Source organism: Bacillus sp. SCT118 (assembly GCF_058566435.1).
In genome coordinates, this window is sequence record NZ_CP191225.1 from 3,754,228 (window position 1) to 3,767,039 (window position 12,812).

The 12,812-nt window shown below is 46.4% G+C and carries 17 protein-coding genes and 1 other annotated feature; of the genes, 3 read left to right on the forward strand and 14 right to left on the reverse strand.

Features of this window, described 5'->3' with window-relative positions; translation table 11 throughout:
* Positions 1-11 precede the first annotated feature (11 nt).
* On the reverse strand, positions 12-1,124 hold the full coding sequence (locus tag ACQVGT_RS19200) for an aminotransferase class V-fold PLP-dependent enzyme (protein WP_015382676.1): 1,113 nt from the start codon (positions 1,122-1,124) through the stop codon (positions 12-14).
* Positions 1,125-1,202: 78 nt separating this feature from the next.
* Here ACQVGT_RS19200 and pcp point away from each other — a divergent pair, with 78 nt between their 5' ends.
* Positions 1,203-1,850 carry a pyroglutamyl-peptidase I gene (pcp, locus tag ACQVGT_RS19205; protein ID WP_015482753.1) on the forward strand — a complete coding sequence of 216 codons (648 nt, stop codon included), beginning with the start codon at positions 1,203-1,205 and terminating at the stop codon, positions 1,848-1,850.
* Here pcp and tatC read toward each other — a convergent pair.
* From tatC to cwlJ, 6 genes are all read right to left on the reverse strand, one after another.
* Complete coding sequence (gene tatC, locus ACQVGT_RS19210) at positions 1,847-2,575, reverse strand: twin-arginine translocase subunit TatC (RefSeq protein WP_015382674.1); 729 nt, start codon at positions 2,573-2,575, stop codon at positions 1,847-1,849. The two genes, pcp and tatC, sit on opposite strands and share 4 nt — an antisense overlap.
* A 60-nt stretch (positions 2,576-2,635) precedes the next feature.
* Positions 2,636-2,848 (reverse strand): sec-independent protein translocase protein TatAD, encoded by a 213-nt coding sequence (tatAD, locus tag ACQVGT_RS19215; RefSeq protein WP_003223835.1) that lies wholly within the window; start codon positions 2,846-2,848, stop codon positions 2,636-2,638.
* Between the two features lie 12 nt (positions 2,849-2,860).
* Positions 2,861-4,612, reverse strand: coding sequence for an alkaline phosphatase PhoD (gene phoD / locus ACQVGT_RS19220; protein ID WP_015382673.1), 1,752 nt, complete (start codon positions 4,610-4,612; stop codon positions 2,861-2,863).
* An 18-nt stretch (positions 4,613-4,630) separates the two neighbouring features.
* The gene (locus tag ACQVGT_RS19225; protein ID WP_003234785.1) at positions 4,631-4,807 is read right to left on the reverse strand and encodes a hypothetical protein; all 177 of its coding nucleotides are present in this window, start codon (positions 4,805-4,807) and stop codon (positions 4,631-4,633) included.
* Between the two features lie 79 nt (positions 4,808-4,886).
* Positions 4,887-5,618 (reverse strand): vWA domain-containing protein, encoded by a 732-nt coding sequence (locus tag ACQVGT_RS19230; RefSeq protein WP_041518183.1) that lies wholly within the window; start codon positions 5,616-5,618, stop codon positions 4,887-4,889.
* Between the two features lie 105 nt (positions 5,619-5,723).
* On the reverse strand, positions 5,724-6,152 hold the full coding sequence (gene cwlJ, locus ACQVGT_RS19235; RefSeq protein WP_015482750.1) for a cell wall hydrolase CwlJ: 429 nt from the start codon (positions 6,150-6,152) through the stop codon (positions 5,724-5,726).
* A gap of 312 nt (positions 6,153-6,464) precedes the next feature.
* Here cwlJ and ACQVGT_RS19240 point away from each other — a divergent pair, with 312 nt between their 5' ends.
* Both ACQVGT_RS19240 and ACQVGT_RS19245 read left to right on the forward strand, forming a co-directional pair.
* A complete protein-coding gene (locus tag ACQVGT_RS19240) occupies positions 6,465-6,851 on the forward strand; it encodes a YndM family protein (RefSeq protein ID WP_003246313.1) in 387 nt (128 codons plus the stop codon).
* Positions 6,811-6,945, forward strand: coding sequence for a hypothetical protein (locus ACQVGT_RS19245; RefSeq protein ID WP_144055304.1), 135 nt, complete (start codon positions 6,811-6,813; stop codon positions 6,943-6,945). Before ACQVGT_RS19240 ends, ACQVGT_RS19245 begins: the two co-directional genes overlap by 41 nt.
* Here ACQVGT_RS19245 and ACQVGT_RS19250 read toward each other — a convergent pair.
* The 7 genes from ACQVGT_RS19250 to mphK all read right to left on the reverse strand — a co-directional run bounded on the left by ACQVGT_RS19250 (position 6,906) and on the right by mphK (position 12,789).
* Positions 6,906-7,592 (reverse strand): ABC transporter permease, encoded by a 687-nt coding sequence (locus ACQVGT_RS19250; protein WP_015382669.1) that lies wholly within the window; start codon positions 7,590-7,592, stop codon positions 6,906-6,908. The two genes, ACQVGT_RS19245 and ACQVGT_RS19250, sit on opposite strands and share 40 nt — an antisense overlap.
* Before the next feature lie 18 nt (positions 7,593-7,610).
* On the reverse strand, positions 7,611-8,534 hold the full coding sequence (locus ACQVGT_RS19255; RefSeq protein WP_015382668.1) for an ABC transporter ATP-binding protein: 924 nt from the start codon (positions 8,532-8,534) through the stop codon (positions 7,611-7,613).
* A gap of 91 nt (positions 8,535-8,625) precedes the next feature.
* Positions 8,626-9,561: a two-component system sensor histidine kinase YcbM gene (gene ycbM, locus ACQVGT_RS19260; RefSeq protein ID WP_015382667.1), complete on the reverse strand. Its 936-nt coding sequence runs from the start codon at positions 9,559-9,561 to the stop codon at positions 8,626-8,628.
* A gap of 1 nt (position 9,562) precedes the next feature.
* Positions 9,563-10,243: a two-component system response regulator YcbL gene (ycbL, locus tag ACQVGT_RS19265; RefSeq protein WP_080010608.1), complete on the reverse strand. Its 681-nt coding sequence runs from the start codon at positions 10,241-10,243 to the stop codon at positions 9,563-9,565.
* 110 nt (positions 10,244-10,353) lie between these two features.
* The gene (locus tag ACQVGT_RS19270; protein ID WP_015482747.1) at positions 10,354-11,286 is read right to left on the reverse strand and encodes a DMT family transporter; all 933 of its coding nucleotides are present in this window, start codon (positions 11,284-11,286) and stop codon (positions 10,354-10,356) included.
* Positions 11,287-11,306: 20 nt separating this feature from the next.
* Positions 11,307-11,468: an anti-TRAP regulator gene (rtpA, locus tag ACQVGT_RS19275; protein ID WP_015382665.1), complete on the reverse strand. Its 162-nt coding sequence runs from the start codon at positions 11,466-11,468 to the stop codon at positions 11,307-11,309.
* 96 nt (positions 11,469-11,564) lie between these two features.
* Positions 11,565-11,812, reverse strand: a binding site (T-box leader).
* Positions 11,813-11,868: 56 nt separating this feature from the next.
* Positions 11,869-12,789 carry a macrolide 2'-phosphotransferase MphK gene (gene mphK / locus ACQVGT_RS19280; RefSeq protein ID WP_015382664.1) on the reverse strand — a complete coding sequence of 307 codons (921 nt, stop codon included), beginning with the start codon at positions 12,787-12,789 and terminating at the stop codon, positions 11,869-11,871.
* Between the last annotated feature and the right edge of the window lie 23 nt (positions 12,790-12,812).

The window sequence follows — 12,812 nt, forward strand, 5'->3', positions numbered from 1 at the left end:
TTTTTCTATGTTTACTTATAGACCATTTTCGCCGCGACTTCATCAATCGCGTGCCGCATTTCCTCCTTCGTATTATAAAAATGGGGAGCGAGACGGATAACATTGTCCCGCGGCGCGCAAATCACTTTTTTCTTCTTCAGCAACGCCGCCGTTTCCGATGCCCGCTCATCCCGGATCGCAACCATGCCCGGCTGAATCCCCTCTTGTCCCGCCGCCAGCTTCAGGCCTTTTTCAGCGGTATATTGAACTGCATCGGCACAGATCGTTTTCACATGATCCCGGATATGAGAAACCCCAATATGATTCAGCAGCGATAAAGCCGCTGCAGCTGCGTATACGCTGATAAAAGCTGGGGTGCCCGTTTGAAAACGACGCGCGTCTTTTGCATAAACCCCATCAAATCCGTTCTCTCTGCCGAACCAAGCTGATGCTTTCGGCTTCAGTGCGTCAGCCAGCTCCTTTCTCACATAAAGAAACGCCACACCCGGTATGCCGAGCAAATACTTCCGGGTGCCTGCTGCCAGCATATCTACGCCCCATTCCTTCACATCAATGGGAATATGCCCGGCTGATTGATAAGCATCTACAAACAATAAAGAGCCCTTTCTCTGAGAAATCTCGGCAATCGCTTTTATATCCTGAACATAGCCGTCACGATAATGAACGTGAGGAACACACGTCAGTACTGTTTCATCCGAAATATGCGTTTCATACTGTTCAAGCGGCAGCACGCCGTCTATTGATGGAATGACGGATACGGTATAATCGGAGTGTGCCTGCCAAACATGAGGCACCGCCGGAAAATCCATATCTGTATATACAACGTGCTTCTTTCCAAATGCAGTTAAGGACGATGCTACAGAAACCAGCGCATCAGAAACTGACGGCACAATCGCCACTTCATCCGGTTCAGCCCCGATCAGCTTTGCAAACTCGTTTCTCGCAAACTCTGTTTTTTCGATCGCTTCTTTCCAGTTCGTCCCCATATACAGCAGGCTATCATGATAATCCTGGATCGCCCTTGATACTGGCTCTGCCAATGCGCTCTGAGAACAGCTGGCAAGCATCGTATGCGTCTGCAAGGTTGGGAATAAATGACGATACTGCTGCGGCAAATGCTCCATTATGATTCACTCCTTTACATTATTTTGATGAAAAACCCATAAATAAACAATAGAATGAAAGAAAAAGGAGATGGGAAAATGAGAAAAAAAGTGCTGATCACTGGCTTTGACCCTTTTGACAAAGAAACCGTCAATCCATCATGGGAAGCGGCGAAACGGCTTAATGGCTTCGAGACGGAAGAAGCCATTATTACAGCGGAACAAATTCCAACCGTCTTTAGATCCGCTCTGGACACTCTGCGCCAAGCCATTCAAAAACATCAGCCAGATATCGTGATTTGTGTCGGCCAAGCAGGAGGACGGATGCAGATTACACCGGAACGAGTGGCGATCAACCTTGCAGATGCGCGAATCCCCGATAACGAAGGACAGCAGCCGATTGATGAAGAGATTTCTCCAGACGGACCCGCCGCTTACTGGACAGGGCTTCCCGTGAAACGAATGACTGCTAAGATGAAGGAACACGGCATTCCAGCTGCGGTTTCCTACACAGCGGGGACCTTTGTATGCAACTATTTGTTCTACGGGTTAATGGATCACATTAGCCGGACATCCCCGCACATTCGCGGCGGTTTTATTCATATTCCTTACATTCCGGAGCAAACAATCGACAAAACAGCGCCGAGCCTCAGCCTGGACACGATTGTCCGGGCATTGAGAATCGCCGCTGTTACGGCCGCACAATATGATGAGGATGTGAAGTCACCGGGCGGTACGCTGCACTAAGCGGCCGCCGCTGTTTCTTCCCTCAGCCTCTTTTTATAGACAAACGCCGATAGGGTGACACTCACTTCAAACAGGACAAGAAGCGGGATCATCACGAGAAAATCAGAAATAAAATCAGGCGGTGTAATCAATATGGACACGACAATCAGCAGAAAATAGGAAAGCTTTCTCGCTTTGGCCAGTCTGTAAGGATTTAAGAGGCCCAGCCTTGTTAAAAACATCACCACCAAGGGCATCTCAAACAAGAAGCCGAACGGCAGGCTCAAATTCACCATAAACCTAAAGTAGCGGTCAGCCGTAAACATTGTTTCAAAGTGGCCGGAGGATAAATGAGTCAAAAAACTGAGCACGATCGGAAACAAGACAAAGTATCCGAAGGAGATGCCCGCCAAAAACAACGCAAATAAACCTGGTATGTACATGAGCGTTACCTTGCGTTCCGTTTTCGTCAGCGCCGGTGCAACGAAACGCCACAGCTGGTACGCGGCAACAGGGATAGAAGCCGCAATGGCACAAATGCCGGAAAGCATCATATACACCCAGAGGATTTCACTCGGCCCAAGCACAGCCAGCTTTCCATCCAAATCCCTGATCAGCCAGTCATAAATGTCCTGTACGAACAAAAAAGCCGTGATGAGAAATAGTAAAAATGCCGCAAGGGTGACGATAATCCGGCGGCGAAGCTCTTCTAAATGCCCGATCAGATGGGTTTCTTTTTTATCCATTCAAAAAAGCCCTCCCTTTCATAAAAAAAGAGGCAGACCCGGTGTCTGCCTCATCAGCATTCAGCCCGCGTTTTTGTCCTGCTTTACCGCTGTCAGCTCAGCTGATTTCTCTTCTTTTTCATCACCAGACACAAGTGATTTTGTGGCGCTTTTAAATTCCAGCAGTGTCCGTCCGGCGGCACGCCCGATTTCCGGCAGCTTGGAAGGGCCAAAAATAATGAGGGCGATGACGAAGATCAGAATCAAGCCCGGTATTCCAATGTTTGAAAACATAATTTCCACTCCTTAATTCGTGATTTTTGCCCGCTTCTTAATCATTTGTTTTTCGTGGGCTTTGTTGTGCGCAAAGAAACGATCCTCTTCGACCTCATCGGATTGCTTCACCCCGCCTTGGATTGTTGTGGATGATACCTTTCTCAACCCAGTTTGGTCTTTCTGGTAAACGAATGAAGCCCTCGTGGAAATGGCTGCGCCCGGCTCGGTCACAAACGGCATCACCCGATAATCGGCTTTCCACTGGTGAGGCGTCACTGTACAGCGGACATATCCGCGATAGTCGTTAAAGAACTTGATGTGCGGATTTTCTTTTAAAATTTGGTCCGTATCCGCTCGCTTATCGGCTCCGTTTCCTCCGGATGTGATCGAGGTTCCGACAAATTCGGCTCCGAATATTTTTGAACTTGTCTTCTCGAAATCGACATGCAAATTCGATGCCCAGCTTGCGTGTACATCACCTGTCAGTACGACAACATTATTCAGATTTTTACTTTTAATGAAATTGATAACCCGTTCGCGCTGAGCCGGGTAGCCGTCCCACGAATCCATGCTGTAGATCGGACTTGCGCTTGTCCCGAAATTCCACTTTGCAAAGAAAATCTGCTGCGCCAGCACATTCCAGTGGGCTGTCGAGCTGCCCAAATTGTCGAAGAGCCACTGCTCCTGTTCTTTTCCAAGCAGGGTCCGATTCGGATTGCGCGATTCATCAGAAGGCGGCTTATTGCCGTCGTTATTGGCTTGGTCGTCCCTGTACTGGCGGGTATCAAGCACATTGAAGGACGCCAGGTTTCCGTACGTAAAGTGCCGGTACAGCTGCATATCTGGGCCATTCGGCAAAGAGGAAATGCGGAGCGGCATATGTTCATAGTATGCCTGGTATGCTGCCGCGCGGCGGAGCACGAATGCTTCAACCGACTGTCCTTTTTCAGGTATTTTATTGGCATAGTTGTTTTCAACTTCATGGTCATCCCAAGTTACAACCCAAGGGAATGCCGCATGTGCAGCTTTAAGATTGGCGTCAGAACGGTATTGAGCGTGACGGTTCCGATAGTCTTGCAGCGTAATGATTTCCGCGCTGTTGTGCGTGCGGACATTGCCTGTTTTTGATACATATTCATTTGGGCCGTATTCATATATGTAATCACCGAGATGGAAGACAAGATCAAGCTTTTCCTTTGCCATATGCTTGTAGGCCGTATAATATCCGTGCTCATATTGCTGGCAGGAAGCAAATGCAAAGGTCATTTGCGGCACATTGGCGCCAGGGGCAGGCAGTGTTTTTGTTTTTCCGACAGGGCTTAGTTCATGGCCGGTTTTGAAACGGTAATAGTACACTTTGTTTGGCTCAAGCCCGTCCGCTTCCACATGAACGGAATGGGCAAGACTCGGTTTAGCCATTTCAGTGCCTTTTCTTACGATTTTACGGAAATGCTCATCCTTTGCGACCTCCCATTTGACAGGCACTGCTTGCTTCGGCATTCCCCCGCCATTCAGCGGATCTGGTGCCAGGCGTGTCCAAAGCACGACGCTGTCAGAAAGCGGATCACCTGACGCTACCCCTAATGTAAACGGATAGCTTGAGAATTTAGGCGCAGCATTTACTTCAAAGGCCCCAACCGACTGGGCAATCGTTAATCCAAGAGAAAGTCCTGCAATCTTCCCCGCTCCTTGAATAAATTTACGGCGGTCAAACGTATTGTTTTGAAAGCTTTCCTCTTTCAGTTTCTGTACCCATTCATCAAAACGACTGTCGTATGCCATTCAAGATCCCCTCTCTCCTCATTGATCGTCTCCATTATAGGAAATCATTGTTAAACGACTGTGAAGAAGTGTGAACCGATTGTAAGCGCTGAACATCAAAAACAGGTCTTCCCTCACAAGCCTGCCGCTGAAACATGCCGAAAGCTGGCTGAATGACGCGTTTTCTGCATATCCTGTCGTTTGCAAGCCGCCCATTCGGACTATTTTTCTTCACATGATCTTAAAAAAACAAAAACACCGAGCCATTTCGCAGAATGACTCAGTGCCTTATCAGTTATTTCGAAAACAATCTGCTGAAAAAGCCCTTCTTTTTCGGCTTTTCAGCAGGAGGCTCTTGTTCTCTTACAATCCCTTTTTCCTTCGCTTCTTTCAGCCAAAATGGAAATTCAGCAAGCAGAGCATCATAAAGCTCATCATCAGAAATGCGGTCAATCTCTTCGATATGCAGGAAGTTCGTGTTATCAATGACACGCCCTTCTAACGTATCCAGTTTATTGAGAAAATCAAAGTTTCCGTTTCTGATGCCGACAAACTGCCAGAACACCGGTTTATCAGAAGAAGCTTCAATTATCGGTTTGATTGACTTTTTACAGCCCCCGTCATTGATAAAAACAATGAAAGCAGGATACGAGCTCGGTTCCTCCGCAACATATTTGCGCAGCACGTCCTTCATGACTGGCGGCTCATCATTTCTGCCGAATTTATGCAAGCTGTTATTATTTAAAATTTCACGATCGACATAGCCCGAAAAATCCTTTTCTGAAACTGGCTTTAATCGGGAAAATTCATTATCATACACCCATACATCCAGCAAACCGTTATCATCAAACTGATCAGCCACTGCCAAAATCCGCTCCACCACATTTTGAACCGTCCCGTTTTTGTAGAGCGGTCTCATCGATCCCGTCATATCAAGAACCAGTCCGACACGAGCCGTCACCTTCGTTAACTGCTTTTTCTCCAGTACGATCTTTACACTTTTCTTTTGCAGGTCAATTGTTGCCATTCTGTCATCTCCGTCAGCTCTTTTTTCTTCGATTATCTCACAGGCATATTTTCCATTGCATCTTTTCAAAGAAAAACACCGTTCAATTTGAACGGTGTCCTGTCTCTAAAATGTGTTATATACATTTTCACACGTCTCCGCCGTCGGCTGATAAAAGCAGTGTGACTTAAATCTGGCCACAAACGGCTGGTTATACCACTGGGCTGGACAGTCCCCCTCCGGCCTGAAGTACCATAAACTAAATTTTGCAGGCCAGCGCCTTTCACCATTAATCGACCGGCGTGCAAGGGCACGCTCGCTATCTCGAGCCCTTTGATAAAAATATCCATGAGTCACAGCCTCAAACGCGTGTGGCTGATAAATCATCTGCCTGATGGTGCGGAGGCCTTTAAAATCTGAGCAATTCGCCCGCAGCCGATTAATTCCAACGTTGCCGACAAGCAGCATACCCTGCTTGCCTTCACCTTCCGCTTCCGCTCTGAGCAGCCTTGCCATCAAATCGACATCCGCACTCGTTGCTTTCACGACCGCCATCACGTCACCTCCTCTTGATCTCTTTTCATCATATTTCATTACTTCAGAAGTGATGACGGAGGGACAGGAGAGTTTTTAAATTTATTCATCTAAAAACAGCAAACATAATGGGCTGTTGGGCATCAAAGCAGCGTCCGGTGCAGTACAAGCCTCACATTTCCGCTGTCGAAGCGCCGCAGCCTCAATTCCTGGATTCACATCATTGACCCCTCCCCAGCAGATTTGCACCCGCCTCCGAAAAGAAATAAGGTTTAACTTTTTACATTTGAGGAATTATACATAACAAATCAAATGACAAAAGGAGGAATTGTAATGACACATGTGAAAGCGCTCGCTATTAAAGGTATTATGACGATTATTGTGTTGTATCTGGTGCTTGGTCTGGGCTTTGGTTTCACGTTTGGTGATACGCTGCTAATGACGATTGTGTTAGGGGTTATTTCTTATTTGCTGGGCGATCTTTATGTATTGCCGAAATGGAATAATATGATTGCAACTTTGGCTGATTTTGGCTTGGCTTTTCTCGTGATTTGGCTGATGGGCATGCCGCTTTCTATGGGGATGACTGGCGGTGAAGTTGCATTGGCGGCTTTATTCGGCGCGATCGTCATGGCAATCGGTGAATATTGCTTCCATTTCTATATGATGAGCAAAGAGATTGGCAAGAAACATTATCTTGAAACAAGAACAGACTCATAATGGAAAGGCCGATGCTGACAGCATCGGCCTTTTATACATATTGGGCGCCTTTGTTTACGCATCCTGCTTGTCCGCATTCCTGATCGCCATGTAGGAAAAGAACAATCCGAATGCCGCTAACGATAGCGGGATATACACAACAGATGAAATCGAGAAGCCCGGACTTGTTGAGCTGATGAGCATCACAATTACTACAGATGAAATGATGGTCGCCGGAACTGAGTGTTTACGCATCCCAAAAAAAATGGGAACTAAACTGGTTCCAGCGGCGCCAAAAGCGAAAACCGCCATTTTGACCGCCTGTTGAGAAATGATCTCGGAAGTAAGTTCTCCCGGTATGAAATGGTAGATCGAGTTCAGCCAAAAGAAACCAGCGGCTATGAGTATATTTGAAAGTAAAATCGTGATAAACGTCAGTCCGCTCGCGATCATGAGCTTAGCGGTGAGCAGCTTTTTACGGCTGATCGGGTACGTGAACATCACAAGAATGGTTTTGTTTTTATATTCCGAAATCACCAATTTTACGATCAGCACAGCGCCAAATACGATAAATACCGCTCTGACGAAGGTGCCGATGATGAGGAATGCTTCATCCGTACTTTGGAACGAAACCCCGCCATCGGCTTTTTCGGAATAACTGATCAGCCACATAAAGCCCATAATGATCACGTTGGCAATGAGGGCACCTCTGATATACCAGCCCATTTTCATTTTTCTTAATTCGATTCTGATCAAATTCATCAACGTGTCTCTCCTCCTTTACGCACTGATGCTATTGCCGTTGATCAATTTGATAAAATAATCCTCCAGCGACGTATACTTTTTGTTCATTGATTCAATGTCTACATCATTTAAAATCAGCGCTTTGGATATAGAAGCCTGTGAGGCTTCGGCTTCGTAAATTCGGATTGTTTTCTCATTTAAAATTTTAAAGTTGGTTAATTGCAGCTCTTTCTCAAGAACGAAGCAGGCCTTTGTCTGATTCGATGTAACAAGCTCGATGTATTCAGTGTTCTGGCCCCTGACATCCTCCATTGATACCTCTTCAAGCAGTCTGCCGTCCCGAATGACGCCGATCGTGTCCGCGATTTGTTCGATTTCACTCAGCAAGTGGCTTGAGATCAGCAGCGTCATACCGTACTCTTTGCTCAGCACTTGAAACAATTGCCTGATCTTTTTAATGCCGATAGGGTCAAGACCATTCACCGGCTCATCCAGAATGAGCAGATCCGGCTTCGTGAGGATGGCACGCGCAATTCCAAGGCGCTGCTTCATCCCGAGGGAAAAGGTTTTGACGGGTTTTTTGTCGATTTGTTTTAAATTCACCATATCCAGCACTTCTTGTATGGCTTTTTTATTGTGGTAACCCATATATTCACAATGCAGATCTAAATTTTCTTCAGCTGTCAGGTTTTCATAAAAAATCGGATATTCAATCATGCTGCCGATGTTCCCCAGCACCTCATATGACGTGTGGGTGAACTTGTTCCCAAGGATGATGATTTCACCGCTAGTCGGTTTGACAAGGCTCGTCAGCATTTTCATCATGGTTGTTTTCCCCGCGCCGTTCGGGCCGAGAAAGCCATAGATTTCACCTTTTTTAATATGCATGCTGACATTGGATACGACCTCTTTGCCCTGATACGTTTTGGTCAGTCCGTTTGTTTGTACGATATAAGTCAACTTTGTTGCTCCTTCCCTCTCTTTTCCTGTTTTCTATTGTAGCGGCGAGCCCTGTCATTTTTATTTCTCAAACCTTAAGAAATTCTTACGATTAATATGTCATGCGTTTCAATGTGATCGTAAATGCAGTCTGTTCGTACGGCTTGCTTTGGACGGATATGGTGCCTCCCATTTTTTCTGTAAGCCGTTTTGTGATGGTTAAACCCAGTCCGCTTCCTTGAAATGCTTTATTTCTGGATTCTTCAAGTGTGTACAGCCTCTCAAACACCCGCTGCTGATCGGTTTCACTAATCCCTTTTCCGCGATCCCATACGGTGATGGCGATGTTCCTCTCATCATAAGACAGCGTCAGCCCGATTAACTTGCCGGCCGCGCCATATTGAATCGCATTGGACAATAGGTTTTGCAGGATTCTGTCCAGAGCCTCTTCATTCGCCTGCGCATACACCGGCGTATCGGGAATATCGATGGCTGCTTGAAAGCCTTTTGACTGAACAGTGTCATAATAGTGAAGGATATTTCGTTTGCATATGTCGTTCATATGTACTTTGGTGATCGGGATCTCTTTATCTTCAGATTCTAATTTCGCTAAATCAAAAAAGGAATTGATCATCTGAATAAGTTCATTTGTTTTCTGGCGGAGCTTCCCCAGCAATCTTTCCCGCTCTTCGTCCGGCATGTTCGGGTCACTTTGAATGGCTTCGATATAACCGAGAATGACCGTTAACGGCGTTTTCAGGTCGTGCGACATATTGGTCAGCATCCGCTTCATGGATTGCTCTGTTTTGGCAAATTGGGCGCTGATCTGCTGACGATTCTCAACGATAAGATTGATGTTAACAAGCAAGTCTTTGAGCGCATGATCGTTTGTAGGAAGCAAAATTTGTCCTGCCGAATCCCGGCTGAGCATGTAGCTAAGCTGGTCAGCCGTGTAAGCCAGATTCCCGTCCCGCTTCTTTTTCATTATGAATTGAATCACATTCAGACACGCCAGAGCGATGACAGTGGCCACCCATAGCACTGTCATTCTAAAACTCTCCTAATTTATAACCGATGCCCCATAGCGTTTTAATATATTGAGGGGAGGAGGGGTCATCCTCAATCTTTTCTCTGAGCCTCCGCATATGTACGTTAATGATGTTCTGATCATCAAAGTACTCTTCATTCCAAACGGAACGGTAGATTTGTTCTTTCGTAAACACTTTTTTAGGATTTGATGCGAATAAGCACAGCAGCTGCCATTCTGTTGACGTCAGCTGAAGCGGCTCTCCGTTTTTCAAAACGGAAACATTGTCTATATCTATCGCAAGCTGGTGAATCCGGATCACCTTATTCACAGCCGGCTCCTCTGCCGAATATTGCGTCGCCCGCCGTATCGCGGCTTTTACTCTGGCTGTCAGCTCAATCATCGAAAACGGTTTGGCGATATAATCATCCGCCCCAAAACCCAGTCCCAATGCCTTGTCTACATCTCCGTCTTTTGCCGAAATCATTAAGACCGGTATATTGCTTTTTTCCCGGATGATTTTCAGAAAATCCATGCCGTTCAGCTTCGGGAGCATGATATCAAGGAGGACCAAATCGTATGAATCCTGCTGAAACAGCCGGATGCCCTCTTCTCCGTCGAAAGCATGCACAATTCCAAAGCCTTCTTTTGTTAAATAATGATCCACCATTTCACTGATTGAGTGGTCGTCTTCTACAAGCAATATGCGCTGCATCTTCTCACCTAACCTTTACAAAATCAAAAAACACACACGTAATTACACTTATTGTAATTGAAAAACGTGTGTGTTTTATGAAAATTATTCTTTTTTTCCTATTTTCCTATTTTCAGCTTCCTGTATTCTATGCCCGTAATGACAAAGAATACAGCAGCGCATCCAATGACTTGAATAAGCCCGAGCCGTTCACCGAGAAATAAAGCTCCATAGAAAATCGTCAGGATAGGCCCTGCCATTGAAATGGCGGCGGCTCGCTGTGCCCCGATTCGTTTTATGCCCTCAAGCATTAGCACAAATGGAATCACTGTGGTCACGACTGCAATTACCGCGAACAAACCATACATAGAAAGCGGATATGCTGCCATTGGCGTATTCATGCCAGCCGCCGATTTTATCCCTGTGTAAAGCATCATGGCAGCTCCAGCAGCTGTCATCCCGTATGCATTGAGACGGATCCCCCCGATTTGATGGACGAGATGCCCGGAAAGGACAAGATAAGCAGCATAGACCGCCGAAGATAACAAAATGAATACAGCTCCAATCATATTCGCCTGGAAAAGCTCAGCATTCCAGCCGCCCAGCGCCAAGAAAAGCCCAAACATGACCGCCAGAACTGCGAAAAGGTCCTGAATTGAGGACATTTTCCGGTCACGACACGCGGTGAATCCAAACACAAACAACGGATAGCTCATCAGCAATATACGTTCAACCATTGCGGATACATGGTTCAGCCCGATAAAATCAAGCAAGGGAGACAGAAAAAAACAAAACACTCCCGCGCCACAAGCCTTCCATAGGTCTCCTTTTTTCTTACCGTCTGGCATTGGAGGTCGGTATATTAAAAAAATCAGCCAAAACAGCGGAACAGCCAGCAGCTGCCTGTATAGCAGCACGGCATCTGGCTCAGCACCCATTTGGTATGCCCATTTTATCCAAATCGATTTAGACGCAAAACAAACTGTTCCGATCAGCAAAAAAATCGTACCTGCTGCGGCCTCACGAATCTTACTCTGCTCTTCTGCTCTCATCTCAGCTCAGCTTTTCTCCTTTACTTATTCAAATGCTTTTGGATAAAATCCAGAAGCGTATATCCTTGAGCAGTCAGAATAACACCTTTGCCGCTGCAGGCCGGGCAAGGTGTTCCTTTGATTTCTCCCGCTCTTTCACATTTAGGACATGCGACCTCAAGATCATCAGTTGCAATGACCATTTGATATCCTCCTTTCTAACTCATCTGCTATGCCACCACCAGCCATCGTCCATTGGCCGTCACCTCCTTTAAGAAACACAAAAACCCCCGTCCTATGCAAAGGACGAGGGTCTCGCGGTACCACCTTTATTAACAGCTATACAGCCATTCACTCTAAGTACAGAAAACCTATGATTCGATACTCCTCTCTTGGTAACGGGGAGAGAAACCCGGCATCGCCTACTATCCGTTCAGCAAAGCAATTCAGAAGCCCATTCGGCATCAGGGGAGGATCGGTTCACACCTGCCACCGACTCTCTGAACCTCCATTCTGATGCGTACTTGCTCTTCCTCACGATTGTTGATCCGTTCTATTATTTGTAGAGTTTATAATAATCGGTTCATGAAACGAAGTCAATTCTTAATCCGATGTTACACCGAGTGCTTCTAGCGCCATATTGACGTGCTCCTCCTGCTGTGTTTGCAGAGCGAATTTAGCTATTTCCAGCGGATATGCCGCTTGCATCTCTGAGATGTGTTCCTGCATTTTTGCCCATTTCCGGCCGCCTGCTTGATCATAGTATTCAAGCAAACGGGCAGTTTCTTTTTCTCCGAAAATGGTTTGATAAAGAACAAAATCCTTGGCTGGGTCAGCAACCTTCGCTTCTGTCCAATCCAGAAGTCCTGTGACACGTCCATTTTGATCGATAAGGATATGCGGCGGGTGGAGATCGCCGTGTATCAAAGAAGAGAAACCCGGCCAGTATGCATCATCATCTATCCACTTTTGCCATCTTTCCCAAAGCGTCGTAGATACGCCAAGCTTATTCTTCACATCAACCATAGAGTCTGCTGTCATTTGCCTGAAATCTTCTGGCCTTATCACTTCTATTCCGGATTGCCCAGCAGATATTTGATCCGTGCCATGTAATTCAGCCAGTATGTCGGCAAGTGTGCGGACAAAGTCGTCTGACGGCGGCTGATGATTCATATTCCAAACATATTGCTTTTGTTCCAAATCAATCCCGGCCGCCGGCGTTCCTTTTAACATGGGGTAAGCGATCAATTCCGGCGTGTGAATTCTCCAATCCGGCACATCAGCAGTCAGATTCGCGCGGAGAAAGGCAAGCGTTATGCCTTCTGCGGATGCTCTTTCCACAACATCACTTCGCCGCGGTTTTCGCAGCACCCATGGCATACCTGTGTCGTCCTTGGCAAATACAACTTGAAAGTCCATTCCGGTTTCATTCAATTGCGCGTTCTCAGAATGAACCGTCAAACCTTGGCTGCGTGCAAGCCCGACAATCTCAGTGATAAGCTGTTTTTCGTTAAGGTTTGTCATCCCATTTCCCCTTTCTCATGCTC